Source organism: Paraburkholderia sp. (genome assembly GCF_047605525.1).
In the GTDB taxonomy this organism is placed as follows: domain Bacteria; phylum Pseudomonadota; class Gammaproteobacteria; order Burkholderiales; family Burkholderiaceae; genus Paraburkholderia.
Genome location: NZ_JASGFN010000010.1, coordinates 158964 through 185084, shown reverse-complemented (window position 1 = coordinate 185084; position 26121 = coordinate 158964). Strand labels below are relative to the sequence as shown.

The window sequence follows — 26121 nt, the reverse complement described above, 5'->3', positions numbered from 1 at the left end:
TGCCTGGATCGCGTCGACGCGTGCAGTTCATTCCCAGGTCAACTGACGCCCGCACTTTAGCGATTGACGTTCTCAACAGCGTGTGAGCAGTCGTCAAAAATAATGACAGACGTACCAGGAGTGGGTCGGACTGACCGATAGCGGCCAGGAAGAGATCCTCGTCGGATCGGTCAATCAAACGTCCAGCTGGCGGTTCCACCTAACAAGCGGTCATTCCATCGAGGGAAGTCGGTGTCCCTTCGCGCGCCTGAGCAGAAATCGTCCGCTCACTGCGCCAGTTCCCAGTGTCGGTGATCCGTGATCAGGGCCCGATTTCCGTGCCATGTGGCGACGTTTCGCCTGATGTGCGCTCAGCCTCCGATCTGACGATGAAGCTGCACCGTTCGAATAGCTCGTCGAAAGTCAGAATGTCAACAGAAGATATGCTGTTCCGGTAAAGCTCGAATGACCGAAGCTTATCTTTGTTCACACCCTGCTCGGTGATAAATTCACCGGGAGAGCCGACAACGATGAAGGCTCGTGGTTTGAATTGAATACCTCTTCGCGAACTGACGATGCCCCCTCGTCTTCATCAGGCCGTCGGGCCGCGTTCCACGGTTGATCAAGTCATGCCCTTCGACTACTTGCTCCAGCTTTCTATTGTCGAACCCTGTGACGAAGAAGTAGCTAAGGCCATACCCGAATATCCATCGATTCCGTTCAAAGAACGCTTGCCATAAAGCTTCGTCTCCCTTCATGCTTTTTGCCGCCTTTACTTGGTTGAAGCAGGTCGGCTCGCTTAGTAACTTCGCGAATGTGGTGACTTGCCGCTTGCGATAGCCGAGAGAGACAACATCTTCCTTGGTAATCTCGTGGCGAATGATCTCTGAGAAGACGCCTTGATTATCGTGAACCAAGCTGACAGCTTGTTCTTTCGATAAGACAAGTCGTCTAAGTTCCGTGTCGGTGATGTTGATTTTGTCTTGGGACGAAAACTCGGCGGATGCGATGTTCTCAAAGAAAGCGAGCAGTTTCGAATCTCTTCCTCGATAAACGAAAAATGAGTTTTATGTAGCGCGCCTGGCTGGCCATTGAAGTCCTGAATTGTCACGACACGGAAGTCTCTTGTAGATTCGAGAAACTTGGCGATGATCTCGGTGCGTCCTTTTTCTGTGCGTCGCAGTACGATTTCCTTCTTCACTGTCGCATAGTGAGCCCGTCTGAATTAATCACCTTTGAGGCAATCCGCACCGCCTCATGTGCGTCGACATAAATCCGCGGACTGATGTAGGTCTTACTCGGCAACTTGTTACGATGAATTTGCTCTTCGTCGTCCATTGCGCCCCCGGGCTCGCCACTCGAGCTGAAGCAGGGTGCGGAAATGGAAAAGCCCACCTGGGAGTGGGCTTTCGAAGTCATCGGCTTACGGCGCCGAGTTCGCTGGATCAGTGTCCGAAAAATATGCTACGGCGATTGCAGTCATGCTCGCCAAAACCTTCTTTGCAAGCGTAAGTTTCCAGTCGGACTTGTTCATGGGCTTCACCTCGCTGACAGAACGTTGGACTTGCTCGCGCTACGATTCGAGAGGGGGCAACGTGACCCGGACATGGCAATTGGTCGCTCAGGAAGTTGGTTCTAAGCGCGCAGAGATTGTCCGGATGGCGAGTGCCTTCGAGCATGATGACCTTAGCGCGGCATACGGATGTGACGGTATCGAGGACTGACGATATCAGCGACGGTACCGCGCTCACAAATCGTCCTCTCATCCGCCGCTTGGCGCGCAAGCCTGTAAGCATCATGCTGAAGCAGAAATCTGCATATTCTTGACACCCTACGTTCGCCCGTAAGCGGCCATTGGTGCAGACTTCGACGTCTCTGTGCCCACGATGTAATGTTGTCTCATCACTCCCTCCCATCCTCCGGGTTAACCTTCACTCGCTTTTCCGTGAACGTTCACGGATAATTTCTCCCATACAGACTGATAAGCAGAACAGCCACGTCGGCCGCACGCATCAAAGGAGAGCATCGCGTGAAAAAGATCTACGTCGTCGGAACCTGCGATACCAAGTACCGTGAGCTACAGTTCGTGCGCGACGCGATCGAGACGGTTGGTTTTCCCGCCGCGCTGGTTGATGTCAGCACGGTGTCCGGTTCGCGCGAAGCGGACTTCACAGCGCGGGAGGTCGCCCGCTTTCACCCGGATGGCGAGCGAGCGGTACTGGGCCTCACCGACCGCGGCACAGCGGTCGCGGCGATGGGCGAAGCGCTTACAGCCTTTCTGGCGGCGCGCGATGACGTCGCCGGCGTAATCGGGCTCGGAGGCGGAGGTAACACGGCGCTCGTCACCCAAGGCATGCGCGCATTACCGATCGGCCTGCCAAAGCTGATGGTATCGACGATTGCGTCGGGTGATGTGTCGCCATACGTCGGCGCGTGCGATATCTGCATGATGTACTCCGTCACCGATATTGCCGGTATCAACAGCATCAACCGCGTGGTGCTGACCAATGCCGCGCACGCGCTCGCGGGCATGGCGCGGCACGCAGTCGCGCCCGACACGGGCACCCGGCGCGCCCTCGGGCTGACCCAGTTCGGTGTCACCACCGGCTGTGTCGACCAGCTTCGCGCGAAGCTCGGCGACGCCTGCGAGTGCATCGTGTTCCATGCGACGGGCATCGGCGGGCAGACCATGGAAAAGCTGGTCGACAGCGGCTTTCTGTCGGGCGTGCTCGACATCACGACGACGGAGGTGGCCGACCATCTCTTCGGCGGCGTGTTGGCGTGCACCGACGACCGCTTCGGCGCGCTTGCGCGCACGAAGGTGCCGGCGGTGGTGTCGTGCGGCGCACTGGACATGATCAACTTCGGCCCGCTCGCGACGGTGCCCGAACGCTATAGCGATCGGTTGCTGCATGCGCACAATCCGCAGGTCACGCTGATGCGCACGACACCCGAGGAGAACGCCGAATGCGGGCAATGGATCGCCAATCGCCTGAACCTGTGCGATGGCCCGCTGCGGCTACTCATTCCCGAACAGGGGGTCTCGGCAATGGACAAGCCCGGCATGCCGTTTCACGACCCGATTGCCGATCGTGCGCTGTTCGATGCGCTGGAAAAGCATCTGCTTCAGAGTGCAAGCCGACGGCTAGTGTTCGTTCCTTTTCATATCAACGATCCCGGTTTCGCGGATGCCGTCGTCGCACAGTTTTTCGAGGCAGCGAACGAGGTGGAAAATTTTTTTGCCGATTTCCGTGAACGTTCACGAAACTCATGAAGACGATGGATGGACCACGTGAGGCGGAATCGTCCGCAATCGTGCCGCTCTTCGTCGATCTTTGCCCTTTCACTCACCAGGAGAACACACAGTGAATCGAGACGATGTGTTGAATGCGCTACACCGGACGCTCGCGGACGGCCGCGCGATCATCGGCGCCGGCGCGGGGACCGGACTGTCCGCGAAATGCGCGGAAGCCGGCGGCGTGGACCTGATCATCGTATACAACTCGGGTCGTTACCGGATGGCCGGGCGTGGCTCGATGGCAGGGCTGATGCCGTACGGCGACGCGAACGCGATCGTGATGGAGATGGCGGGCGAAGTGCTGCCGGTGGTGAAGGCAACGCCGGTGCTCGCCGGCGTCTGCGCGACGGATCCGTTCCGGCTCATGCCGCATTTCCTCGCGCAGGTGAAGGCGATCGGCTACTCGGGCGTACAGAACTTCCCGACGGTGGGCCTCTTCGACGGGAAGATTCGCGCGGATCTCGAAGCTACCGGCATGGGCTACGGGCTCGAGGTCGACATGGTTCGCTCCGCGAATGAACTCGGGCTGCTGACCTGCCCGTACGTATTCAACGAGGAAGAAGCGGTCGCGATGACGAAGGCCGGTGCCGATGTGATCGTCGCGCACATGGGGCTGACGACCAAAGGTGCAATCGGCGCGAAGGAATCGATTGCGCTGGCGGACGCCGCCCGACGTGTCCAGGCGGTACACGATGCCGCGAAGCGGGTGCGCGCCGACGTCATCGTCCTGTGTCATGGCGGCCCGATCTCCGAGCCGGACGATGCCGACTGGGTGCTGCGCAATACGCACGGCGTCGCGGGTTTTTTTGGCGCGTCGAGCATCGAGCGTTTGCCGGTCGAGCAGGCGATTGCGGCGCAGGCACGGCGCTTCAAGGCGTTGACGACAACCACCGGCTCGCTTGCGCGATAACGATACATTCATATCATGAGGAACACAGAAATGCGATTCGAAGGCAAGACGGTCATTGTGACGGGCGCCGCGCGCGGGCTCGCCGAAACCACCGCGAGGCTGCTCGCATCCGAAGGTGCGAATCTGGTCGCCGCGGATCTCAACATCACGCGCCTGCGCGACGTGGTCGCGTCGATCAACGACGCCGGCGCCGGGCGCGCGATTGCGGTCGAGGTGGACGTCGCGTCGAAACAGCGGATCCAGCAGATGGTCGAGGCTGGTATCGACACGTATGGGCGCATCGACGCGATCGTTAATATCGGAGCTGGCTATGCGCCGTACAAGGGCCTCGTGCAGACCTCGGAGGAGGAGTGGGAGTCGATCATCGCGACCAACCTCAAGGGCGCGTTTCTCGCTTGCCAGGCGGTGCTGCCGCACATGATCGAGCAGCGCTACGGCCGGATCGTCAACATCTCGTCGCTCGCGGCACGCACTTATAGCCATTTTCTGGGCGCGCACTATGCAGCAGCCAAGGCGGGCGTGTTGGGGCTGACCCGGCATATCGCGCATGAGTTCGGCCAGTACGGGATCTGTGCGAACGCGGTGTGCCCGACCGCGTTTCTCGGTGAGCGCCTGAGCGAGATCATGACGACGGAGAAGGAGCAGGCGCTGATTCGCGCGATTCCGCTCGGGCGCATTCCCACCACCGACGACATCGCGCCCGCGATTGCCTTTCTCGCGTCCGATGATGCGTGCTTCGTATCCGGCGTTTCGCTCGATGTCAACGGCGCGCAGGTGACGGTGTGACGACGACGAACCGGGAACCGGACATGAAGCGTCTTCGTATAGCCGTCGTAGGGCCTGGCCGGATTTCGCGCGCCCATCTCACTGCGATCCGGAATAACGGCGACGTTGCCGAACTGGCTGTGATAGCCGGTTTGCCGGGCGAGGCCGAGCGGACCCGCGCGCTCGCGGCGGAGTTCGGTGCTGGCGCGGCGTCGGACGATTTCGACGCGGTGCTGGCCGATCCGTCGATCGACGCGGTCGTGCTCACCTTGCCCAATCATCTGCACAAGGAAGCAGCGGTGAAATCGCTCGACGCCGGCAAACACGTGCTGGTCGAGAAGCCGCTCGCCAATACGGTGCAGGAGGCAGACGCGATGATCGCGTCCGCCCGGCGCAACGGTCGCGTGCTGATGACCGCGCAATGCCGCCGCTTCTTTCCGGCCGCGCTCGAGGCGCGTCGGCGCGTCGGCGAGTTAGGGCGGCCGCTGAGCATCGTGCATGTGCTGGGCGTGAACGTCGAGCGCGCCCAGGCCGACTGGTGGCGCTCTGCCCAGAAGACCGGCGGTCTCGCGCTGGGGCTTAATGGCCCGCACGTGATCGACACGATCCTGTGGCTGATCGGCGAGCGGCCGACGCGCATTTTCGCGCAAACGGGACATCTGAAGCGAGGTGACTGGGAAGGCGAAGACGAAGCAACGGTGTCGATTGCGTTCGCGGACGGCAGCCTCGCGACCGGTCATTTATCGTTCAACATGCGACCGGACACCAACGAGCGCTGGATCTGCGGGCCGAATGGCACGCTGCGGCTGGAGCACGACCGGTCGCTGTGGATCGGTCAAGATCCGCTGGTCGAGAAACAATGGACACCGTATATCGATGGTGACGAGAGCTTCGACGGCCAGTTCCGCGAGTTTGCGAACGCGATCAACGAAGGCCGCGCGCCGCTCGCGTCGGCGGAGGAAGTGCGCGCGGTCGTCGAGGTGCTGAGCGCCGCGGCGCAATCCGTGCGTTCGGGGCTGCCCGTCGATCTGTGAGGCAGTACACGCGAGTGGCCTTGCGCGACGCATCGCGCAAGGCCACCGCGATAGCAAAGACAAAGACATGGAGACAATATCGTGAGCCGTTCGGAAGCTTCGGTCGTCGCGCATCCCGATGAGGTGCGCGGCAAGTCGGCGCGATCGATCGATCGCCTGATCGGCATGATCATCGAGCCGCTGGCTGCCGTCCTGATCGTCGGTGAGCTGGGCATCATGTCGGCCGCCGTGTACGCGCGCTACGTGCGCGGCGCGCCGCTCTTCTGGGCCGACGAACTCGCCGCCACCGTGTTTCTGTGGCTGTCGATGCTCGGCGCGGCGATCGCATACAGCCGTCACGCGCATATGCGCGTGAGCGCATTGGTGGCGCGCGTGACGCCGTCCTCGGCGGCATTTCTCAATGTGCTCGAAACGGCGGTTGTCGCGGTGTTCTCGCTGGGCATCATCGCGGCGGTCATCTGGCCGTCCAACCCGCCGCCGCTGCACGACTTCGGCGACTGGTCGACGGCGCTCGGCAATGGTGACTTCTTCGCGACGAGCTATTTCGGCCAGGAAGCGATCGACATGATGCCGGCGCTACAGATTCCGCGCACCGTCGATCTCGCCGGCGTGATCGTCGGGTTCCTCTGCATCGCGCTGTCGGCGCTCATGCGGCTCGTTGCGAGCCGGCGCGCGCACGTGTGCATCGCGCTCGCGCTGCTGGCCGTGCTGATCGGCGGCGGCTGGCTTGCGCGCGATGCCATGGCGATGCTCGGCAACCTGAATCTCGTGCTCGATTTCGTCGTGCTGCTCGGCGCCGCCATTGCGATCGGTGTGCCGATCGCATTCGCGTTCGGCGCGGCGACAGTCGGCTACCTTCTTGTCGTCACGCACGTGCCGCTAAGCATTGTGATCGGTCAGATGACAGATGGCATGACCAACCTCGTGCTGCTCGCGATTCCGATGTTCGTGCTGCTCGGGCTGCTGCTGGAGGCGACCGGCATTGCGCGGCGGCTCGTCGAACTGATCGCGATGTTCGTCGGGCGCACGCGCGGCGGCCTGAACGTCGTGCTGGTGGCGGCGATGTTTCTGGTTTCCGGTATTTCCGGATCGAAGCTCGCGGACATGGCCGCGGTGACACCGGTGCTGTTTCCCGAAATGGAGCGGCGCGGCCAGCAGCGCGCCGAGATGATCGCGCTGCTCGCCACGTCGGCGGCGATGGCCGAGCTGATTCCGCCGAGCCTCGTGCTGATCATCGTCGGAACGGTCTGCAATCTGTCGATCCAGTCTTTGTTCATCGGTGGGCTGATGCCGGCGGTGGTCGCGTCGCTAGGTCTGATCTCGGTCACGCTGCTGCGCGCGAGGCGGCGCAGCGAGCGCGCCGACGCGACGACGACGGCGCGAGCCGAGGCAGCCTTGCCCGCGCATCCCGCGAGTGCCGTATTCGAACGCGGTCACGGCGCGCGACGCTGGCGCGTACTCTTCGCCGCGTTGCCGGGGCTCGTATTGCCGTTCATGATCCGTTACTTCGTTGTCGAGGGCATCACCACCGCGACCGAGGTCAGCACGGTCGGCATCGTGTATACGCTCGCGGTCGGCATACTCGTGCATCGCGAGTTCGATTGGCACAAGCTCTATCCGATGCTGCGCGAAACCGCGGTGCTCACGGGCGCGATCATGCTGATGATCGCGATGGCCACCGCGATGAGCTGGGCGCTGACGCAGGCGGGCTTTGCCAGCGCGCTTGCACGGGTGCTGGAGCACGCGCCCGGTGGCAAGCTGACTTTCATGGCGCTGTCGATCGTGCTGTTTATCACGCTCGGCGCACTACTCGAAGGCATTCCCGCGATCGTGCTGTTCGGGCCGCTGCTGTTTCCGATCGCGCTGCAGCTTCATATCGACGGCATTCACTATGCAATCGTGGTCGTGCTGGCAATGAGCATCGGCATGTTCGCGCCGCCGATCGGCGTCGGCTACTACGGCGCATGCGCGGTCGGCAAGTGCGATCCGGATCGGGGCGCCACCGCGATGCTGCCATACCTCGGCGCGCTGCTGGCGGCGCTGGTGGTGATCGCCGCCGTGCCGTGGCTGTCCACGGTCGCGGTTTGAGAGTGTGATACGAACAATCACGGAACGGTGAGGAGACACATGATGAGCATTAATCGCAGAGCTTTCGTGGGCGTCGTCGCGGGCATCGCCGCGGTGACCGTTGTACCGCGCGCCGCGCGCGCGGCGGAATTCACGTACAAGCTCGGACACGACCAGCCGATTACGCATCCGCAGCACATTCGCGCGGTGGAAGCGGCCAATAAGATCGCCAGTGCGTCGGGCGGCCGGATGGCTCTCGAAATCTATCCGAACAGCCAGCTCGGCAGCGATACGCAGATGGTCGCGCAGGTCCGTTCGGGCGCGTTGGAGATGACGCTGCAAGGCGACATCATTCTGGGCAACATCGTGCCGGCCGCGTCGCTCGCCGGTCTGCCGTTCGCGTTCGCCGGCTATGACGAGCTCTGGCGCGCGCTCGACGGCGAATTCGGTCGCGCCATTCACGCGGAAATCGAGCGCAAGACCGGGCTGCACGTGATGGAGAAGGGCTGGGACGCCGGCTTCCGCCATCTGTTCACGAGTGAGAAGCTGGTGCGCAGCGCGGCGGACATGAAGGGCCTGAAGCTGCGCGTACCGGCGGCCGCGATCGACCAGTCGCTGTTCAAGTCGCTTGGTTCCGCGCCGACGCCGGTGCCGAGCGGCGACGTTTACACCGCGCTGCAAACGCGGCTCGTCGATGGCGCGGAGGGTCCGCTCGTCACGATCGAAAACGCGAAATACTATGAGGCCGCAAAGATCGTCTCGCTGACGAGCCATCAGCCGACGCCGTTCGAGCTGGTCGTGAACGGCGTCGCGTGGCAGCGTTTGCCGAAGGATCTTCAGGCGATCGCGTCCCAGTACCTGAACGAAGCCGCGCTGCTCGCGCGCGCGGACATCGCGAATGGCGAGGGCGGTCTCAAGCAACGGCTGCGTTCGCAAGGCGTGACGCTCGTCGATCCGGACCGCGATTCGTTCCGGCGCGCGGTGCGCGACGCGGGCCTCTACCGGCAATGGCGCGACAGCTACGGCGCGGCGCCGTTTGCGATGCTGGAGAAGGTCGTCGGCACGCTGGCATGACGACGCTGCGTCGGCGCCGTGATCCCGGCGCAGGTTGGCGGCGCGATCGGAGTCGGGTATCGTTCTGCGCATAACCAGGAAAGAGTCATGGGACGCAAAAGTCATTCGCACACGGTGACGCTGAAGGACGTGGCGCGCGAAGCCGAGGTGTCATACCAGACCGTGTCGCGTGCTATCAACGGATACGATGAAATCAGCGCGGAAACGCGCGAGAAGGTGCTCGACGTCTGCCGTCGGCTCGGCTATCGTCCCAACCGCCTCGCGGGCAGTTTGCGATCGAAACGTTCGAATGTCGTGGGCCTCATCGTGTCCGATATCGAAAACGTGTTTTTTGCCGAGGTGGCGAGTGGCGTCGAATCCGAGGCGAGAAACAAGGGTTATTCGGTGCTGCTCGCGAATACGGCCGAAGACATCGTGCGCGAACGCGAGGCGGTAAGGCAACTGTTCGAGCGGCGCGTCGACGGCCTGATTCTCGCGCCGAGTGAAGGAGAGCACGATTACCTGCGCACCGAGCTGCCAAAGACGTTTCCAATCGTGGCGGTCAATCGCGAGCTGCGGATTCCGGGCTGCGGCGCGGTGCTGTCCGAGAATCTGCAAGGCGCGCGCACCGCGGTCGAGTATCTGATCGCACGTGGCCATACGCGCATCGGCGCGATCGTCGGCAGCGCGGGGCTGATGACATCGCGTGAGCGGTTGAAGGGCTTTCGCGCGGCCATGTCCGCGGCGGGCCTGCCGGTCCGCCAGGAGTGGATCGCCGCGGGTGGCGTGCGCGCGGACAACGGCCGCGACGGGGCGATCAAAGTGCTCACCGGCGTGGATCGTCCCACGGCACTGCTGACGTCGAGCCATCGGATCACCGAAGGAGCGATGCAGGCGCTGAACGTTCTTGGCTTGCGCTATGGACGGGACGTGGAAATCGTAAGCTTCGACAATTTACCGTGGATGGCCTTTCTCGATCCGCCGCTACCCGTGGTCGAGCAACCGACCCGGCGTATCGGGCAGGAAGCCATGCGCATGCTGATACACATGATCGAAGGCACCGGCAATGCGATGGAAGTGCGTTTACCGACCCGCTTTGTCACGCATGTGGGCGAGGATTTAAGCGTCGAAGCCGAATAGATCGATGTTCTGCGCACACTGTCCGCGTGGCCCGCGGCTTTAAGCGTATGAGTTTTTTCCTATTGCAGCGAATGGGACGCCAGTTTTTCCCTGTATTCACGAGGCGAACACTTCATGATGCGCTTGAAGGCATGGCTGAATGCACTATCGGAGTCGTAGCCTAACTTCTGCGCTATTGAAGAAATCGTCGCGTGATTGTTTTTCAATGAACGCGTAGCTAATTGCATACGCCAGCGCGAGACGTATTCCAGGGGTGGGAGACCCGCTTTCTGCCTGAAACGTAAAGCAAGAGTCGAACGAGAGACACCGGCGACTTTGGCAAGGTCTACGACAGTCCAGGGACGCGCGGGATCGGCATGAATAGCTTGAATGGCTGCTCCGATACGTGGATCGGAGACAGCGAGTAGCCAGCTTGGCGTGCTGTTTCCTTCCTGTGCCAGATAAAGCCGTAGAACCTGCACCAACATGATGTGGCCGAGATGCTGAACCACGATCGAGTGACCTGGGGATGGAGTGGCAAGCTCATGGGCAACGCGCTGCAAGGCCCAGCTCAACACGGATGCCTGATCCGAACCGCTCTTGACGACCGCCACCGGCGGCAATCCGTCGAATAGCAGACTGGCTTCCTCACCAAAAGCAAAGCGGCCCCCGATCAGGAAAAACGCATCGGCGGCGCCACAGTGGGCGATGCCATTGACGGCATAACGATAAATCTCATCCGAGTGGATAGTCGGCAAGGCCAGATCGCTGCGAAGCGAAAACGCACGCTTGCGGGACAGCAGAAAGCAATCGCCAGCCTCCAGCCGGACAGGTTGCTCCACGTCCTCCACAGTCAGCCAGCACGTTCCTTCGACGATTGCGTTGAACTTGATGCCATCGGGCGCAGGGAAGTCGATGGCCCAGTCTCCTCCGGCCTTCAGACCCGCAAAAACGGAGCTTTGGGTGCTCAGGAGGGAGAGAACTTCAGATAGCGGGTCCATGGATAAATTTGGACGATCTCGACAGATCATTGGACTGTGCTGCATTCACAGTCCTAAGTCTAGCCTCGACAATGATGGACGTGGGTTTTGCGTTAATTCCATCTCCGGCTTACAGGACATTCCATGACCAGCAAACAGTTTCCCATCCACTCCGGTTTCGGAGCGGCAACGACCGCGGCCGAAGTACTTGTAGCGCGCAATCTGTCCGATACCACCGCAATTGTCACTGGAGGCCATTCCGGCCTGGGTCTGGAGACGACGCGAGCACTGGCAGATGCCGGCGCACGGGTCATTGTCGCCGCGCGCGATGAGGAAGCCGCGCGCGCGAAGATCAGCGGTATTCCCAACGCGGAAGTCGAGCGTCTGGATCTTTCCGACCTGGCCAGCGTGCGCGATTTCGCTCAGCGTTTTCTGGCCGGCGGCAAGCACATCGACATCCTGATTGGCAGCGCGGGCCTTATGGCCTGCCCGGAAACCCGCGTAGGACCGGATTGGGAGGCTCAGTTCGCCACCAATCATCTGGGGCACTTTGCCCTGGTGAATCTGCTATGGCCGGCACTCAAAGGGGGTGCCAGGGTGGTGGCCGTGTCCTCGGCGGGACACCATCTATCGGGTATTCGCTGGGACGACGTGCAATTCACGCAGGGCTACGACAAGTGGCTGGCCTATGGACAATCGAAGACAGCCAATGCGTTGTTTGCTGCTCATCTCGATCGGCTTGGTCAGCATGAAGGTGTCCGGGCTTTCTCGCTTCACCCAGGCAAGATTTTTACGCCACTCCAGCGCTATTTAACACAGGACGAAATGATCGCCGCCGGCTGGCTCGACGCGAACGGTCATCCCGCCGATCCAACGTTCAAGACGACACAGCAAGGTGCCGCGACCCAGGTCTGGGCCGCGACATCTGCGCAGTTGGAAGGCATCGGAGGCTTGTATTGTGAAGATTGCGAAATCGCCGAAGTCGACGACAGCGAGCCGCCATCCTTCAGCGGCGTTCGCTCTTACGCCATCGACCCCGATCAGGCGGAGCGCCTTTGGATATTGTCAGCCGAACTCACTGGTATCGATGCCATCGCAACGAGATAGGTTCTGGAATGAAGCCCGGTCATCCGCGCTGTTTCCTGGCTGTTGCCGAAGAACTCCACTTTGCGCGAGCGGCCGAGCGGCTGCATATCGAGCAGTCGCCGTTATCACGGACTATCGGAAGAAGACCTGGGCGCAATGCGCACCCGCGTCAGGAGGTGATCTGCGATTCGCGTCCATACGACGTTGAACCGTTCAGCCAATCCGGATAGGTCCATGGCGAAAATGTCATCTTCGTGTTACATCAATCGCGTTAGAGACTTACGAAACGAGTTTCAGTCGCCCGTACCCACTGGCGTTCCTGCGATCATCGAATTGGGGCGGCTGTTGCAAATCACCGAACGCATCTTGCGCGACGAGGAAACCGATGAGGATTTGCAACTTATCTTCGCGCCCGGATCGTCGCTCGGTGGCGCACGTCCCAAGGCTTCGGTCATCGCGATGACCTTTGCGCCGCATTACGGTTGTGACGGTATCGACGACCGCGTTCAAACAGGCGATTCGAAACACCGCCCGGAACACAACACCCGGACGGTGCTTGTACTCAAAGCCTTGCCTTGAAGAAAGGCCCGAGCTTCGACATCGCCTCGGCCACCAGATCCGGCTTGTCATACATGCCGATATGCGTGCCACCCGGAACGATGTACAGATGCTTGTCCTTGCTGGCCGCGCGGCGGAACAGGTCTTCGCTGATCCAGCGCGTGCCAGCCTCGTCGCCGGCGACGATCTGGATCGGCTGGGTCAGGAACAGGTCCACCAGGTGGAAGGCATCGAACGTGACGAGCTGCATCAGGCTGCGCACCGGCGCGATGCTCGGCGACGTGGCGCATTGGGCCCGCGGGGTACGGTAATACTCGACCGCCTCGGCCAGGTCGGCATTGGGTGCTTCTTTCGCGGTTCGCGGCACGATCGGGTAGTAGGCTGTCGCGGCGCCGTTGGCTTCGTCGGTGCGAGCCTTCACGGCGTCCTCCAGCATCGCGAACGCTCCGCCAAGGTCGTTGCGCCCTTCCCAGCCATTGCGCAGGATCGCGCCGTAGTTGGTGGCGCTGACGGCGCCCACGGCCTTGATGCGGCGATCACCGAGCGCCGCCGTCACGGTATAGGCGCCGCCCGCGCAGATACCCATCGCGCCGATGCGCTCACGATCGACATAGGGCAGTGTCGTCAGGTAATCGACCGCGGCGCTGATGTCTCCGACGCGCGCATAGGGGTCTTCGAGCTGGCGAGGCTCGCCGCTGCTCTCGCCCTGACAGGAAGCGTCGAAGGCGATCGCGACGAAACCTTCGGCCGCGAGCTTGCCGGCGTAGACGCCCGACGTCTGTTCCTTCACGCCGCCAGCAGGATGAGCGACGACGATGGCCGGATAAGCCTTCTTCTCATCGAAGCCGGCAGGCAGATGCAGGTTCGCGGCCATCTCGATCGAGCCGTACCTGAACTTCACGGATTTCATGTTCGGTCTCCTTTCGTGTCTGACCGGATTGAAAATAGCGACCGCCCAGGATGCGAATCGGACAGGGCGGCGTTACGCGCGGCGGCCGGCTTCAGGCGCCGAGATGCTTCCTGTAGAACGGCACCAGTTGTTCCAGCGCCTGGCCGGTGGCCTCCGGCTTGTCGTAAAGGTCGTAATGGCTGACGCCTTCGACGATCTGAATGCTCTTCTGGCTCGAACGCGCGCGGCCGTAGAGTTCCAGTCCGTCGCGGTAGGAGCCGAAGCCGCCCGGCACGCTGCCGATGACGATGTGCAGCGGCTGGGTCAGCAGTACTTCGGCCAGGTGGAAGGCATCCCAGCCCACGGCCGCGCCGGTGCTGGTGAAGCGCAGCCTGTTGGGCGAGCCCGGCTGCTGGCCGCGCGGTGTGGTGTAGTACTGCACGGCTTCGACGATATCGATGTCGTCCATGCCGGCCTTCGCGCGCTCGGCTTCGGAGCCCGGGATATAGCCGACGATCAGCGGTTCGGCACCGCGTGCCTCGGCGGTGCGCTGTCTGGCGACGGCGTCCAGCGTTTTGATCGCGGCATCGGGCGTCATGTCGCCCTCGCGCATCAGGCGGCCATAGTTGGCGCCGACCACGGTGCCCACCGCCTTGAAGCGGCGTTCGGTCATCGCGGCACTGACGGCGTAGCCGCCGCCACCGCAGACGCCCAGCACACCGATCTTCTCCTCATCCACATAGGGCAGCGTGACCAGGTAGTCCACCGCGCAGCGGAAGTCCTCGACACGCGTGGCGGGGTCTTCGAGGAATCGCGGTTCGCCGCCGCTGGCACCCTGGGTGGATGCGTCGAAGGCCAGCGTGATGAAACCGGCCCGGGTCAGCGCGTCGCCGTAGATGGCCCCGGCGGTCTGCTCCTTGCAACTGCTGATGGGGTGGGCACAGACGATGGCGGCGTATTTCCTGCCGGCATCGAAGCCCTCGGGCACGCGCAGCGTGGCGGCCACGTCCCAGCTTCTGTTTCTGAATGTCACGGATTTCATTGCACTGGCTCCTTTGACGGGATAGGTCGGATGGCGCCGAAGCGTCCAGACATCATTCTGGGGGCGGGCATATACTTCGATAAGAGGGTAATATCCAGATGCTCTCATTAGAGTTTCTTATCAATGATCGGCGACAATCTTCGTGATCTCCATGCCTTCCTCATCGTGTCGGAAGAGCAAAGCTTCACCCGTGCCGCCAAACGGCTGGGTGTGTCGCAGTCGGCCCTGAGCCAGACGATCCGTCTGCTCGAGGAACGCATGGACATGCCGCTCTTTCAGCGCACCACGCGCCGGGTATCGCCGACCGAGGCCGGAGAACGGCTGTTGACGCTCATCGGGCCGGCGATGGAAGAGATCCAGCAGGGTCTGGCCCAGATGAACGCGTTGCGCAGCAGGCCGGCAGGCACGATCCGTCTTTCCGCGGACGAATATGCGGTTCACACCGTGCTGTGGCCCGCTCTCCCGGCGTTCCTCGCGAACTATCCGGACATCAAGGTTGAAATCACCACCGACTACGGCCTTGCCGACATCGTGGGGCAGCGCTATGACGCCGGGGTTCGTCGCGGCGGGCTGATCTCCAGGGACATGATCGCGGTGCGCATCGGACCCGACATCCCGATGGCGGTCGTCGGTTCCCCCGCCTATTTCGAGCGCAACCCAAAACCCAGGCGTCCGCAGCAACTCATCGAACACAACTGCATCAATCTGCGGTTGCCTTCCCAAGGCTATTTTGGATGGGTCTTCAGGAAAAGCTCGAAGGAGCACCGGGTCAAGGTCGACGGACAGGTGGTGCTCAACAGCATCTTCCAGGTCGTCGAGGCTGCGGTAGCGGGCCTGGGTCTCGCTTATGTTCCGGAGCAGCTGGTTCGTTCGCGCATCGATGCCGGTCAACTGGTCGAGGTTCTGCGTGAATGGCGCCAGGTCTACGAGGGCTATCACCTCTACTATTCGAACCGCCGGAAATCTCCACCCCTTAGCCTGTTGCTGGAAGCGCTGCGCTATACGGCGTGAGCGCCGCTGTATTACACCGTCCGTCCGCGGACGCGACGCATGCTATGGTTGGCGCTTTCATCAATACGTCACGCGGAGAACACCATGACCGCCTATCAAGGCGAGTTGGATACCGGCCGGGCTGGTGGAATCGGAACTGTTCGGTCACGAGAGGGAGTGATTTAAACCGCTCCCAACTCGCCCCGGGAAAAGGTGACCAACCCGCGCGCTTTATACGTTGCGGTCACGCTAGAACGTAGGTGGCGTATTGATCCAGAGAATCCACGCCTCGACATCGCCCGGATTGCGATAGCCGTGCGGGCGCTCCGACGAGAACATGAACGAATCGCCTTCGTTCAGCGTGTAGACGATGCCGTCCACGGTCAGCTCGAACGATCCCTTCAGCACGTATCCCACTTCCTCGCCCTTATGCACGATCGCGCCGCAACTACCGCCTTGCGGCGCGATCTTGTGAATGGACCCCGACAGCAATTTGCTTTCCGGATACGGCACCAGCCATTCGATATCGACGCCCACGACTTTGCCGGACCGCTCGGCGTGACCCGTGGAAATCACCGGACGTTCGCCGCGCCGGCTCACGACTCGTGTGCCGGGCTCTTCGTTCGTAAACAGCGCGCCGATCGAGGTGTTCAGGCACGTGACGATCCGGTGCAGCATCTGCAGCGAAGGGGTGGCTTTCTCGTTTTCGATTTTCGAAAGCAGGCTCTCGGAGCATCCCACCTGGTCGGCCAGCTCACGCAGCGTGAAGCCGGCCACCTTGCGCGCGTGATTCAGGTTGCGGCCGAAATAGCGCTGCTGTGACGGCGGCGCGGGCGGCGCCGCGACCACGGCATTGACTGCCGCCGCATTGCCGATGCGCGGTTTCGCCTTGACGGGGGCACCGCCCGTCGCTTTGCGGTTCGTTCGGGTCGTCGTTTTCATAAGCGCTTTGAAGGTTGGGCGGATTCGCCAAGGGGTAAACACTAGGCAAGGACATTGTAGCATTTTCAAGTAACTTGAACTACGGTAAACCTACAAGCAACGCAGTGAAATAGACGCCTCAGCCGTCTACATTCTGGAGAACATGCATGCTGATCGAGCAGCGCATTCCCATCGCCCCTGAACGACGCACTTCGTATGAGGATCTGGTGCTCGACAACGGCCTCGTGCACCGCTCGATCTACACCGACCCGGCAATCTTCGAAGCGGAGATGACGCAGATCTTCGGCGGCAACTGGGTGTTCCTGCTGCATGAAAGTGAAATCGCGAAGCCGAACGATTTCAAGGTGGTGACCGTGGGCCGGCGCTCGACGATCGTCACGCGCACCGAAAGCGGCGAACTCGTCGCGTTTCTCAATCGCTGCACGCATCGCGGCAGTCCCGTGTGCCTCGAAAACGCGGGTAACCGCAGCCGCTTCACCTGTCCGTACCACGGCTGGACTTTTTCGAACAATGGGCAACTCGCGTCGATCACGTTCCCGGACGGCTACGGAGCCGATTTCGATTACGCCGCGCATCGTCTTGGGCGCCTGCCGCGCGTGGAATCGTATCGGGGCTTCGTGTTCGGCTCGCTGAATCCCGCGGTGGAACCGCTGGACGCGTGGCTCGGCGAGGCGCGCGACGTGTTCGACTGGGCCGTCGAGAAGGATGCGATCGGGCCTAACGGCGTAAGCGTGGTCGAGAGCGTGAAGATGACCTACCACGGCAACTGGAAGCAGCAAAACGACAACAACACCGACGGTTATCACACGCCCTTCCTGCACAAGGCGACCAATCTGATGAATGCACGCCGCCACGGTCCCGGCAAATGGCTTTCGCACGTCACGGATCGCACCGGAATGGTCTGCCAGTATTTCGGCAACGGTCACAAGATGGGCGACCATCGCGCGGAACTCAGATCGTCGTGGCATCAGGCGCGTCCTTTTCCGGGCCGCGAAGCGTTCGCCGAAGAACTGGAACGCGAATGCGGCCAGCAGGCGAGCGAGCGCTATCTCGAACTGGTCGGGCGCGCGGGCATCAATCTCGTCATCTATCCGAATCTGCTCATCATGGGCAACGGCATGTTCGCGGTGTTCGAACCCGTTGCTGTCGATCGCACCCACGTGCGCTACTTCACGACGCTCATCAACGACGCGCCGGACGCGGTGAACAAGTTGCGCATCCGTTTCGACGAGGATTTTCACAGCCTCGGCTCGCGCGACGACAGCGAAATCATGGAGCGTGTGCAGCACGCGCTCACGACGATTCCGGAAATGGAATGGCTCGACGTGAGCCGCGGCATGTGTCGCCAGAGCGTCGATCCGCAAACCGGCGTCGTGACGAGCAACAAGACCGACGACACTGCGATCAGGGGCGCGTACGGGTACTGGAAGACGCAGATGGCCAGACCCGTGCGATTGAAGCTCGACTAGAACTCAAGCTCGATCGTGCCCGATCGAGGCCAGGCCTCCCACCTACACGCGAGATCATTTCATGGTGCAACTCTCTTCTCCGGCCACGGCGGGCGCGTCTGTCGAGCGCTCGCCGGTCGACGACGGCAGCTATGCCGGGATCGAGGCGTTCCGCACGCGCATGAGCACGCGCACGGATGTGTGCGATCTGCCCGCCGCGGAACGCGACGCGGTGCTCGCCTTCGTGCTGCGTGAAGCGCGTCTGCTGGACATGCGGCGCTACGACCAGTGGATCGCGCTCTGCGACGAGGACGTGCTCTATTGGGTTCCGTCGATGCGCGCCGAGCATCGTCTCGCGCACAGCGCCGCGATCAATTTCGACGATCGCCGGCGCCTGCTGGACCGGATCGCGTTCGTCGAGACCGGCGCGCCATGCGCGCAGATTCCGCGGTCGAACACCTGCCGCATGCTTGCCAACGTCGAGGCGTGGCGCGCGAGCGCGGAGATCGTCGAGGTGCGGGCAAACCTCACGCTGTGGGAACACCGGCATCGGACCGTGTGTTTCGTGGGCACGCAGAGTTTCCAGTTGCGGCCGCGCGCCGGCGGTTACTCGATCAAGACCAAACTGATCGATCTGCTCGATGCGAGCGAGCCGCAGGGCAACAACAGTTTCATCATCTAGCACACGGACTCCAGCGATGGCTATCAAGATCTCGCTCGACCTCGATGTCTGCCAGGGGCATGGACTTTGCGTGATTGCCGCGCCGCGCGCGTTTCGCATCGACGAGGCAACCGGGCTTGCCCAGTTGCTTCCCGACGCGCAGCAGGACGCGAGCTTCGACGAATTGAACGAAGCGGCCCGCATGTGTCCCGTTTCCGCCATCACCGTGAGCCGTAGCTGATGTCGCCGGCCCGTTCCATCGTCATCGTCGGAGCTTCGCTCGCGGGCGTGAACGTCGCGCATTCGCTGCGCGAGCACGGCTGCCGCGACCGCATCGTGCTCGTCGGCGGCGAGGCGCATTGGCCATACGACCGTCCGCCGCTTTCCAAGACCGTGCTGACGGGGCAGATGGAGCCGGCCGCCACGGCCTTGCGCGAGCCGGACTTCTACGCGCAGCGGGACATCGAATTGCGGCTCGGCCAATGGGTCACCGCGGTCGACACGGCCCGCGCGCGCCTCGAACTGCAAGAGGGCAGCCCGCTCGCCTACGATGCGCTCGTCATCGCGACGGGCGCCCGCGCGCGGCGCATGCGTTGCCTCACGCGTTTCGACAACGTCTGCGAATTGCGCACGCTCGACGATGCGCTGCGGGTGCGCCACCTGCTGGCGGACAGTCGCCGCGTGGCGGTGGTGGGCGGCGGCTTTATCGGCACCGAGGTGGCAGCCGCGATTCGGACAAGCGGGCGCGACGTGACGCTGATCGATACGCAAGCGCGCCTGTTCGGCCGCGTCGCGGGCGCGCTGTTCGGCGCGCGCGCGGCACGCTTGCACGCGGATAGCGGCGTCGTGCTCAGGTTGAGCAGCGAGATCGTCGACGTCGTCGAAGGTGCGTCGGGCGTCGAGGCGCTGCTGCTTTCCGACGGCGCGCGCGTACCGGTGGACCTCGTCGTGGTCGGCATCGGCGCGGCGCCGTGCGTGGAGTTTCTTGCGTCGTCGGGCCTGGCGATCGACGACGGCGTGCTCTGCGATGCGAGCGGCAGCGCGGCGCCGGGCATCCACGCGGTCGGCGACGTGGCGCGCTGGCAGGAAGAGGGCGGTACGTATGCCCCGAGAGGCCAGCACTGGACACACGCGCTCACGCAGGCCCGTCTCGTGGCCGCGCATATGATGGCCGCGCCGGCCGCACATAACGGCCCGCATGCGCTGATGCCCTACGTCTGGTCCGATCAGCACGGCAGCCGCTTCCAGTTCTATGGCGAGTGCGGAGGGCAACTGCGCGAACGTTTTTACGAAGCCGCGGATGGCCGCCGCTTCGCCGCGGTCTATTCGCTCGACGGCAGGGTAACGGGCGTGGCCGCGTTCAACGCGGCGGCGTTTTTCGCGCTGTCGCGCGCGCTGGTCGCGGCGGGCGCCGACGTGGAAGCCATGGACGCACATTGCGTCGGGCATCTCGGCCCGTGTGTCAACGCATGCGCGACGAGTTAGTACGGAACCGGTCATTATTCGCGGGGAGCGATCATGGGCGCCGAGATCAGCCTACGCAGTCTTTGCAGGTCCTATGGCAACACCCAGGCGATCGACAACGTCTCGCTCGACATCGGCTGCGGCGAGCTCGTCACGCTGCTTGGGCCGAGCGGCTCGGGCAAGACGGCGATTCTGTCGACCATCGCGGGCTTCGCGGAACCCACGGCCGGCGAGATACTGATCAACGGCGTCGCGATCAATCGCCTGCCGCCCGAGGCCCGCAATCTTGGCGTGGTATTTCAGCACTATGCGTTGTTTCCGCATTTGCGCGTCGCGCAAAACATCGCGTATCCGCTCGTGATGCGCGGCATCGCGCGCGAGAACATCGAGCGTCAGGTGAAGGTCATCGCGCACACCGTCGGGCTCGGGGATTACCTGGAGCGCTATCCGGCGCAACTGAGCGGTGGCCAGCAGCAGCGCGTCGCGCTGGCGCGCGCGATGGTGTTCAATCCGTCCGCGCTGCTGCTCGACGAGCCGCTGAGCGCGCTCGACAAACATCTGCGCGAGAAGATGCAGATCGAGCTCAAGCAACTGCACGACAACACGCAGATGACCATGCTGTTCGTCACCCACGACCAGGAAGAGGCGCTCCTCATTTCCGATCGCGTGGCGATCATGAATGCGGGCCGGCTGGAGCAGGTCGATACGCCCGAGAACGTGTACCTGCGCCCGGCTTCGCGTTTCGTCGCCGAATTCATGGGCGAATCGAATTTCATCGTGGCGAAGGCGGAGAAGGACGGCGTCGACGGGACCGCATTCCGCACCGCCGGCGACCTTTGCATCGAATCGTCGCTGCCTCGGCCGGTGCGGCATGGCCAGAGCGTGACGCTGATGGTGCGCCCCGAGCGCGTGATGCTCGGCGAGCAGGCGGCCGCGCTGCCGAACTGCTTCAGCGGACGCGTGCGCGAGCGGCTTTTCAGCGGCGATACCTTGCGGCTCAAGGTCGAGCTCGGCGCGGATCTGGTCATGACCGCCAAGCTCGCGAATTCGCGGTTCTGTCCACAGCCCATGTCGCTCGACGAGGCCATCCCGATCGGCTGGCACGACGAAGACATGGTGATTTTCGACTCCGTTCACTGATGAGGAGACGCGCATGGATCTGATGCCGGGATTGCGATGCCTGTTGCGCATCGTGCCATTCGTTTTGCTGACGGTCGCGGCCATCGACGCGCGGGCCGACCAGCAGCAGGTCGTTGTGTCGTCGTGGGGCGGCAGCATCCAGGACGCGCAGCGCAAGGCGATCTTTATTCCGTTCGAGAAGGAAACGGGCATCAAGGTCGTCGAGGCGACGCAGCCGATGGCGTCGAAGATCATCGCGATGGAAGCGAGCAACAACATCGAATTCGACGTGGCGCAGGTCGTGCCCGTCGATTTCCTCGTGCTCAAGAACCAGAATCTGCTGGAAAAAATCGATTACTCGATGATCGACCAGAAAACCGTGCTCGACGGTCTGACGCCGGCCGGCAAGGATCCGTATGGCGTCGCGGCGATGATCTACTCGCGCGTGATCGCCTGGAGCACCAAGGCGTTTCCGCCGGGCACGCCGCATCCCGAGAGCTATGCCGACGTATGGAACGTGAAGCGTTTTCCCGGCAAACGCGTGTTCGACGCGGGCGACGCCGCGTTTCCGCCAATCGAATACGCGCTGCTGGCGGACGGCGTGAGCGCGGACCATCTGTACCCGCTCGATTTCAAGCGCGCCTACCAGAGCCTTTCGAAAATCCAGCCCGCCGTGGCGAAGTGGGCGCAAGGCGCGGCGGTCGGGCCGCAGGCGCTCGTCGACGGCGAAGCGAGCGTGGCGGTCGTGTCGCAGATGCGCATCGCGCAGATGAAGGACGAAGGAGCGCCCGTCGATTACACGTTCAACGAGGGACTGCTCAAAGGCGACTACTGGGTGATCCCGAAGGGGGCGCACAACTACAGGAATGCGATGAAGTTCATTGCGTTCGCGTCGCGCCCCGACGTCTGGGCCGCTTTCGTCAAGCTCGTTCCCGCGAGCCCGCCCAACAAGTTCGCTTTCCAGTACATCGATGCGCAGCGCGCGAAGGAATTGCCGACCGCGCCGCAAAACCTCGCGCAGCAGATCTGGGTCAATGACGCGTGGTGGTCGACCATCGATCCCGCCACGAAGAAAAGCTGGCGTGCCCAGAACGTCGTGGAATGGAACAAATGGCAACTGACCCAATAGATCCGTCGTTCGATGGCCTGCGACGCGGCTGGTTGACGCGCCGGCGGGCGGCACGCGCACCGGGGCTGCGCCGCGCGTCGCGCTTCAACTCGATCGGCGTGTGGGGCCTGCTGCCCGTCTGCGTGCTGTTCGTGGTGGTGTACGGCGCGGCGATGATGCACATGCTGCTGTTCAGCGTCGGCGCGCCGCAATGGTCGCTCGATGCCTATACCGAGCTTTTTGCCGAAAGACCGGTGTGGATCGTGCTGCGCTCGACGCTCGCGCTGGCCGCCGGCGTGACGCTCATCTCCGCGCTGCTCGGCTACCCGATCGCGCTCGTCATGCTGCGCGCGCGGCCGAAGGCGCGACTCGTCATCGGCCTCGCGCTGACGCTGCCGTTGTGGACCAGCACGCTTGTCAGAAGCTATGCGTGGATGGTGATTCTCGGCAACCACGGCATTCTCAATCAGTGGCTGCTCCAGCTCGGCGTGATCGATCATCCGCTTTCGCTGCTTTATCGGCGCGGCGCCGTCTATATCGGCATGGTTCACATCATGCTGCCGTACATGGTGTTTCCGATCTACAGCGCGATGAAACAGGTGGATGAACGCCTCGCGCGCGCCGCTCGCAGCCTGGGCGCGAGCGCCGCCGGCGCGCAGATGACGGTGTTCGTCCCGCTCTCGCTGCCGGGCGTCGCGGTGGGCTGCGTGCTGGTGTTCGTGATGTCGCTGGGATTCTGGGTGACGCCCACCTTGCTGGGGGGCATTCGCGATAGCACCTATGTGATGCTGATCGACAATGCGTTGAACGCGATGAACGACTGGCACCGCGCCGCGGCGATGTCGGTGCTGTTCTTCGTGGTCGTGGTGGTCGCGCTGGCGCTGCTTCGCGTGCTGCTCGGCGTAAGAAGCCTCAATCCGCAGGTCGACGGCGGCGCCGCGCGGCGTCGCGCACCGTCGCGCCGGATCGTGAGCGCAGCAATCTGGAGCGTGACGGGCCGGGTGGCGCGCATCACGGCGGCGAGCCGCCTGGCGGGCCGCGCCGGATGGCGGGGACTGCGGCGCCGGGCCGCGCACGACGCGGTGCCGGCGAGTCCGGCCAGTTGGGCCGTGACGGTGCTGTCGCTGATCTTTCTGGTGGGTCCGATCGTGGTGCTGTTTCCGCTCTCGTTCTGCGGTTCCGCATTCCTCCAGTTTCCGCCGCACAGCTATTCGCTGCGATGGTACGTGCGCTATTTCGAATCGCACGACTGGGTGGACCCGACGCTATTGAGCGTACGCATCGCGTTGATCGTCGTGGCGCTTGCCGTGCCGATCGGCACCTTGTGCGCGCTCGGCCTCGTGCGCCTGAAGTCGCGCGTGAGAATACCACTGCTGGTGTTTCTGCTCTCGCCGCTCATCGTGCCGCCGGTGGTGCTCGCCGTGGCGTTCTACCTCAATTTCGCCAAATTCGGTCTGGTCGGCACGACGACCGGCATCGTGCTCGCGCATCTGATCCTCACGATCCCCTATGTGATCGTGGTGGTGCTGGGCGCGCTCACGAATTTCGACTTCTCGCTGGAGACGGCGTCGCGCAGCCTAGGCGCGAAGCCGCTCACCACCGCGCTGCGCATCATCATTCCGATGATCTGGCCGTCGATTTTCACTGCCGCGTTGTTCGCGTTCCTGACTTCATTCGACGAAGTCGTGATCGCGGTATTCCTGAGCGGCGCGAACGCGGTGACGCTGCCCAAACGGCTGCTCGACGCGACGCGTTTCGAATTCGAGCCGACCATCGCCTCCGTGTCGGTGCTGCTTATCGGCTTGACGCTGTTGATCGTCTCCAGTGCCGGCCTGATCCATCGGTATACGCGCGGCAGATATTGAACCGCCGATTTTTCGACAAGGAACCCAGATGAGCGACACGCTTTCGACGCAAGCCGGCGAGGCCCGGCGGCACGGGATCGATCCGACGATCCGTTTTTCCCATTTAATGCTGCGCGTGGGGGATTTGCAGCGCAGCCTGCGTTTCTATGTGGATCTGCTTCATATGCAGGTGCTGCGAAGTACCGATTACCCCGCTGGAAAATTCACCAACACCTTTATCGGCTATGGAGCCGAAGCCTCGTTTCCGACCATCGAGCTGACCCACAACTGGGAACAGCCGGAACCGTATGTGCACGGCACGGCATTCGGCCATATCGCGATCGAGGTGGCGGACGTCTACGGGTTTTGCGACTACCTCGAAAACGCCGGCGTCAGGATTCTCAAGGCGCCGTCGCCGATGAAGCACGGCAAGCGCGTTCTGGCCTTCGTCGAGGATCCCGATGGCTACAAGGTGGAGATATCGGAACCCTATCGAGGCGAATGACAATGCGCCCGCGTTGCGCATCGATTCGCGCTATCGAATTTCGATCCCGCTTCGAAGGAGAGATGACATGACAGCCGAAGCCGACGATTCCCCACATCCGCATCCGCGGGCGTTACGCTGGCCATTTCCGCATGCGCGCCGGATCGGCTCGACCGTGTACGTGGGCAGCCAGATCGCCGACGACATGCCGGAGCATGACCGCGACCGTATCGGGCCGCAAACGCACGGCGCATTCCGGCGCCTCGTTTCGCAACTCGAATCGTGCGGCGCGCGCATGGCCGATCTCGTCAAACTGCACACCTACTACCTGTATGACGGCACCGGCGAGGACGTGACGCGGTTCTGGGAGCAGATGACCGGCGTGCGCCTCCAGTATCTCGCCGATCCGGGACCGGCGGCCACGGCGCTGCGCGTCAGAGGGCTGCGCGACTCGCGCGCGTTGATTGGTGTCGACGGTATCGGCGATGTCCGCACGCCGAAGACGCGCATCATGCCGGCCCATGCATGGGACTGGAGTATTCCGACGCCGTTTTCGCAAGGATGGCTCGTCGGGGACAAAGTCTATGTGGGCGGCCAGATTTCCGCCGATCGCAAAGGGCGGGCCATCGCCGCCGGCGAACTGATTCCGCAGGTCCGCAACACGCTCGACTACATCGAGCATGTGCTGCGCGATGCCGGATCGACGTGGAGCGATGTGGTCTCGCTGAAGATTGCGTATCAATGCGGCGACGATCAGGCGATGGGACGGCAAACGCTCACCGGGATCGTCGGCGAGGTGAAGCGTCGGGTTCCGGTCGCATCGCCGGTGCTCGTTTCTCTCGGCGTCGATCTCCTGTACGAAGGTCTTTTGCTCGAAATCGACGCAACCGCGGTGAAGCACGCTGAAAAGCGGTTCGTTTCGACGCCGGGCGCGGATTTCCCGTCAGCGGCGCGGGTTGGCGATGAAGTGTATGTCGGCGGCGTCGGCGCGGCGGACGGCGCTTCCCTTTCGGCGCAGATCGGGTCGACGATGGAACGTATCGGACAGTTGCTGCGCCAGTGTGGGGCCGGCCTCGACGATCTCGTCAAACTCAACGTGTATTACGTGGCCGAGGGGCGCGATAACGGCGGCGATGTAACCGGGCTGGTCGACGTGCTCGAGCGCCATCTCGACAGGGACCGCACCGTGGTCAGCATCGTGCGCGTCGCCGGGCTGACGCAACCGGGGCAGCGCGTGCAGGTCGACGGCATCGCGATCGTCGGCGATACGTAGGGCGCGAA

26 protein-coding genes and 1 pseudogene are annotated in these 26121 nt (G+C 62.8%); 21 read left to right on the top strand and 6 right to left on the bottom strand.

What is annotated here, in order from left to right; genetic code table 11:
- Positions 1-301 precede the first annotated feature (301 nt).
- A complete protein-coding gene (locus QM685_RS16470; RefSeq protein WP_415117511.1) occupies positions 302-484 on the bottom strand; it encodes a hypothetical protein in 183 nt (60 codons plus the stop codon).
- 4 nt (positions 485-488) lie between these two features.
- On the bottom strand, positions 489-896 hold the full coding sequence (locus QM685_RS16465; protein ID WP_415117434.1) for a hypothetical protein: 408 nt from the start codon (positions 894-896) through the stop codon (positions 489-491).
- Positions 897-1460: 564 nt separating this feature from the next.
- Here QM685_RS16465 and QM685_RS16460 point away from each other — a divergent pair.
- From QM685_RS16460 to QM685_RS16425, 8 genes are all read left to right on the top strand, one after another.
- Positions 1461-1703 carry a hypothetical protein gene (locus tag QM685_RS16460; protein WP_415117433.1) on the top strand — a complete coding sequence of 81 codons (243 nt, stop codon included), beginning with the start codon at positions 1461-1463 and terminating at the stop codon, positions 1701-1703.
- Between the two features lie 305 nt (positions 1704-2008).
- Positions 2009-3253, top strand: a complete 1245-nt coding sequence (locus QM685_RS16455; RefSeq protein WP_415117432.1) for a Tm-1-like ATP-binding domain-containing protein — start codon at positions 2009-2011, stop codon at positions 3251-3253.
- A 91-nt stretch (positions 3254-3344) separates the two neighbouring features.
- On the top strand, positions 3345-4187 hold the full coding sequence (locus tag QM685_RS16450) for a phosphoenolpyruvate hydrolase family protein (protein WP_415117431.1): 843 nt from the start codon (positions 3345-3347) through the stop codon (positions 4185-4187).
- A 30-nt stretch (positions 4188-4217) separates the two neighbouring features.
- Complete coding sequence (locus tag QM685_RS16445) at positions 4218-4973, top strand: SDR family NAD(P)-dependent oxidoreductase (RefSeq protein WP_415117430.1); 756 nt, start codon at positions 4218-4220, stop codon at positions 4971-4973.
- A 23-nt stretch (positions 4974-4996) separates the two neighbouring features.
- A complete protein-coding gene (locus QM685_RS16440; RefSeq protein WP_415117429.1) occupies positions 4997-5986 on the top strand; it encodes a Gfo/Idh/MocA family protein in 990 nt (329 codons plus the stop codon).
- 81 nt (positions 5987-6067) lie between these two features.
- Positions 6068-8074 (top strand): TRAP transporter large permease subunit, encoded by a 2007-nt coding sequence (locus QM685_RS16435; RefSeq protein ID WP_415117428.1) that lies wholly within the window; start codon positions 6068-6070, stop codon positions 8072-8074.
- Positions 8075-8113: 39 nt separating this feature from the next.
- Positions 8114-9127 (top strand): TRAP transporter substrate-binding protein, encoded by a 1014-nt coding sequence (locus tag QM685_RS16430; protein WP_415117427.1) that lies wholly within the window; start codon positions 8114-8116, stop codon positions 9125-9127.
- A gap of 87 nt (positions 9128-9214) precedes the next feature.
- Positions 9215-10246, top strand: coding sequence for a LacI family DNA-binding transcriptional regulator (locus tag QM685_RS16425; protein ID WP_415117426.1), 1032 nt, complete (start codon positions 9215-9217; stop codon positions 10244-10246).
- A gap of 59 nt (positions 10247-10305) precedes the next feature.
- On the opposite strand, the gene QM685_RS16420 is transcribed toward QM685_RS16425, so the two are convergent.
- Positions 10306-11271: an AraC family transcriptional regulator gene (locus QM685_RS16420; protein ID WP_415117425.1), complete on the bottom strand. Its 966-nt coding sequence runs from the start codon at positions 11269-11271 to the stop codon at positions 10306-10308.
- A 78-nt stretch (positions 11272-11349) separates the two neighbouring features.
- Between QM685_RS16420 and QM685_RS16415 the strand changes: the two genes are divergently transcribed.
- The 3 genes and pseudogenes from QM685_RS16415 (at position 11350) to QM685_RS16405 (ending at position 12870) form a co-directional block, all read left to right on the top strand.
- Positions 11350-12312 (top strand): SDR family NAD(P)-dependent oxidoreductase, encoded by a 963-nt coding sequence (locus tag QM685_RS16415; RefSeq protein WP_415117424.1) that lies wholly within the window; start codon positions 11350-11352, stop codon positions 12310-12312.
- A gap of 8 nt (positions 12313-12320) precedes the next feature.
- A pseudogene (locus tag QM685_RS16410) lies at positions 12321-12428 on the top strand (LysR family transcriptional regulator); the annotation flags it as partial.
- A 97-nt stretch (positions 12429-12525) separates the two neighbouring features.
- Positions 12526-12870, top strand: a complete 345-nt coding sequence (locus tag QM685_RS16405; protein ID WP_415117423.1) for a hypothetical protein — start codon at positions 12526-12528, stop codon at positions 12868-12870.
- Here QM685_RS16405 and QM685_RS16400 read toward each other — a convergent pair.
- Both QM685_RS16400 and QM685_RS16395 read right to left on the bottom strand, forming a co-directional pair.
- Complete coding sequence (locus tag QM685_RS16400) at positions 12854-13759, bottom strand: alpha/beta hydrolase (protein WP_415117422.1); 906 nt, start codon at positions 13757-13759, stop codon at positions 12854-12856. The two genes, QM685_RS16405 and QM685_RS16400, sit on opposite strands and share 17 nt — an antisense overlap.
- Before the next feature lie 91 nt (positions 13760-13850).
- Complete coding sequence (locus QM685_RS16395; RefSeq protein WP_415117421.1) at positions 13851-14780, bottom strand: alpha/beta hydrolase; 930 nt, start codon at positions 14778-14780, stop codon at positions 13851-13853.
- A gap of 123 nt (positions 14781-14903) precedes the next feature.
- On the opposite strand from QM685_RS16395, the gene QM685_RS16390 reads away from it, so the two are divergent.
- Positions 14904-15791, top strand: a complete 888-nt coding sequence (locus tag QM685_RS16390) for a LysR family transcriptional regulator (RefSeq protein WP_415117420.1) — start codon at positions 14904-14906, stop codon at positions 15789-15791.
- A 228-nt stretch (positions 15792-16019) separates the two neighbouring features.
- Here the strand turns inward: QM685_RS16390 and QM685_RS16385 are convergent, their stop codons facing one another.
- A complete protein-coding gene (locus tag QM685_RS16385; RefSeq protein WP_415117419.1) occupies positions 16020-16712 on the bottom strand; it encodes a cupin domain-containing protein in 693 nt (230 codons plus the stop codon).
- Positions 16713-16858: 146 nt separating this feature from the next.
- Here QM685_RS16385 and QM685_RS16380 point away from each other — a divergent pair, with 146 nt between their 5' ends.
- The 9 genes from QM685_RS16380 (at position 16859) to QM685_RS16340 (ending at position 26113) form a co-directional block, all read left to right on the top strand.
- Positions 16859-18181 (top strand): aromatic ring-hydroxylating oxygenase subunit alpha, encoded by a 1323-nt coding sequence (locus tag QM685_RS16380; RefSeq protein WP_415117418.1) that lies wholly within the window; start codon positions 16859-16861, stop codon positions 18179-18181.
- A gap of 61 nt (positions 18182-18242) precedes the next feature.
- Complete coding sequence (locus tag QM685_RS16375; RefSeq protein ID WP_415117417.1) at positions 18243-18842, top strand: aromatic-ring-hydroxylating dioxygenase subunit beta; 600 nt, start codon at positions 18243-18245, stop codon at positions 18840-18842.
- A 16-nt stretch (positions 18843-18858) separates the two neighbouring features.
- Positions 18859-19062, top strand: a complete 204-nt coding sequence (locus tag QM685_RS16370; protein WP_415117416.1) for a ferredoxin — start codon at positions 18859-18861, stop codon at positions 19060-19062.
- Entirely contained in the window at positions 19062-20306 is a 1245-nt protein-coding gene (locus QM685_RS16365) for an NAD(P)/FAD-dependent oxidoreductase (protein ID WP_415117415.1), read from the top strand. The genes QM685_RS16370 and QM685_RS16365 overlap by 1 nt, the downstream gene beginning before the upstream one ends.
- A gap of 33 nt (positions 20307-20339) precedes the next feature.
- A complete protein-coding gene (locus QM685_RS16360) occupies positions 20340-21425 on the top strand; it encodes an ABC transporter ATP-binding protein (RefSeq protein WP_415117414.1) in 1086 nt (361 codons plus the stop codon).
- 13 nt (positions 21426-21438) lie between these two features.
- Complete coding sequence (locus QM685_RS16355; protein WP_415117413.1) at positions 21439-22533, top strand: ABC transporter substrate-binding protein; 1095 nt, start codon at positions 21439-21441, stop codon at positions 22531-22533.
- Positions 22515-24377, top strand: coding sequence for an ABC transporter permease subunit (locus QM685_RS16350; protein ID WP_415117412.1), 1863 nt, complete (start codon positions 22515-22517; stop codon positions 24375-24377). Before QM685_RS16355 ends, QM685_RS16350 begins: the two co-directional genes overlap by 19 nt.
- A gap of 88 nt (positions 24378-24465) precedes the next feature.
- Complete coding sequence (gene gloA, locus QM685_RS16345) at positions 24466-24861, top strand: lactoylglutathione lyase (protein ID WP_415117510.1); 396 nt, start codon at positions 24466-24468, stop codon at positions 24859-24861.
- Positions 24862-24928: 67 nt separating this feature from the next.
- Positions 24929-26113, top strand: coding sequence for a Rid family hydrolase (locus tag QM685_RS16340; RefSeq protein WP_415117411.1), 1185 nt, complete (start codon positions 24929-24931; stop codon positions 26111-26113).
- Positions 26114-26121 lie beyond the last annotated feature (8 nt).

Excerpts from the sequence above, each read along its gene's own strand:
- QM685_RS16460 (WP_415117433.1), top strand. The coding sequence starts at position 1,461 with ATGCTCGCCAAAACCTTCTTTGCAAGCGTAAGTTTCCAGTCGGACTTG.
- QM685_RS16445 (WP_415117430.1), top strand. The coding sequence starts at position 4,218 with ATGCGATTCGAAGGCAAGACGGTCATTGTGACGGGCGCCGCGCGCGGG.
- QM685_RS16440 (WP_415117429.1), top strand. The coding sequence starts at position 4,997 with ATGAAGCGTCTTCGTATAGCCGTCGTAGGGCCTGGCCGGATTTCGCGC.
- QM685_RS16430 (WP_415117427.1), top strand. The coding sequence starts at position 8,114 with ATGATGAGCATTAATCGCAGAGCTTTCGTGGGCGTCGTCGCGGGCATC.
- QM685_RS16425 (WP_415117426.1), top strand. The coding sequence starts at position 9,215 with ATGGGACGCAAAAGTCATTCGCACACGGTGACGCTGAAGGACGTGGCG.
- QM685_RS16420 (WP_415117425.1), bottom strand. The coding sequence starts at position 11,271 with ATGCAGCACAGTCCAATGATCTGTCGAGATCGTCCAAATTTATCCATG.
- QM685_RS16415 (WP_415117424.1), top strand. The coding sequence starts at position 11,350 with ATGACCAGCAAACAGTTTCCCATCCACTCCGGTTTCGGAGCGGCAACG.
- QM685_RS16405 (WP_415117423.1), top strand. The coding sequence starts at position 12,526 with ATGGCGAAAATGTCATCTTCGTGTTACATCAATCGCGTTAGAGACTTA.
- QM685_RS16400 (WP_415117422.1), bottom strand. The coding sequence starts at position 13,759 with ATGAAATCCGTGAAGTTCAGGTACGGCTCGATCGAGATGGCCGCGAAC.
- QM685_RS16395 (WP_415117421.1), bottom strand. The coding sequence starts at position 14,780 with ATGAAATCCGTGACATTCAGAAACAGAAGCTGGGACGTGGCCGCCACG.
- QM685_RS16390 (WP_415117420.1), top strand. The coding sequence starts at position 14,904 with ATGATCGGCGACAATCTTCGTGATCTCCATGCCTTCCTCATCGTGTCG.
- QM685_RS16385 (WP_415117419.1), bottom strand. The coding sequence starts at position 16,712 with ATGAAAACGACGACCCGAACGAACCGCAAAGCGACGGGCGGTGCCCCC.
- QM685_RS16380 (WP_415117418.1), top strand. The coding sequence starts at position 16,859 with ATGCTGATCGAGCAGCGCATTCCCATCGCCCCTGAACGACGCACTTCG.
- QM685_RS16375 (WP_415117417.1), top strand. The coding sequence starts at position 18,243 with ATGGTGCAACTCTCTTCTCCGGCCACGGCGGGCGCGTCTGTCGAGCGC.
- QM685_RS16370 (WP_415117416.1), top strand. The coding sequence starts at position 18,859 with ATGGCTATCAAGATCTCGCTCGACCTCGATGTCTGCCAGGGGCATGGA.
- QM685_RS16365 (WP_415117415.1), top strand. The coding sequence starts at position 19,062 with ATGTCGCCGGCCCGTTCCATCGTCATCGTCGGAGCTTCGCTCGCGGGC.
- QM685_RS16360 (WP_415117414.1), top strand. The coding sequence starts at position 20,340 with ATGGGCGCCGAGATCAGCCTACGCAGTCTTTGCAGGTCCTATGGCAAC.
- QM685_RS16355 (WP_415117413.1), top strand. The coding sequence starts at position 21,439 with ATGGATCTGATGCCGGGATTGCGATGCCTGTTGCGCATCGTGCCATTC.
- QM685_RS16350 (WP_415117412.1), top strand. The coding sequence starts at position 22,515 with ATGGCAACTGACCCAATAGATCCGTCGTTCGATGGCCTGCGACGCGGC.
- QM685_RS16340 (WP_415117411.1), top strand. The coding sequence starts at position 24,929 with ATGACAGCCGAAGCCGACGATTCCCCACATCCGCATCCGCGGGCGTTA.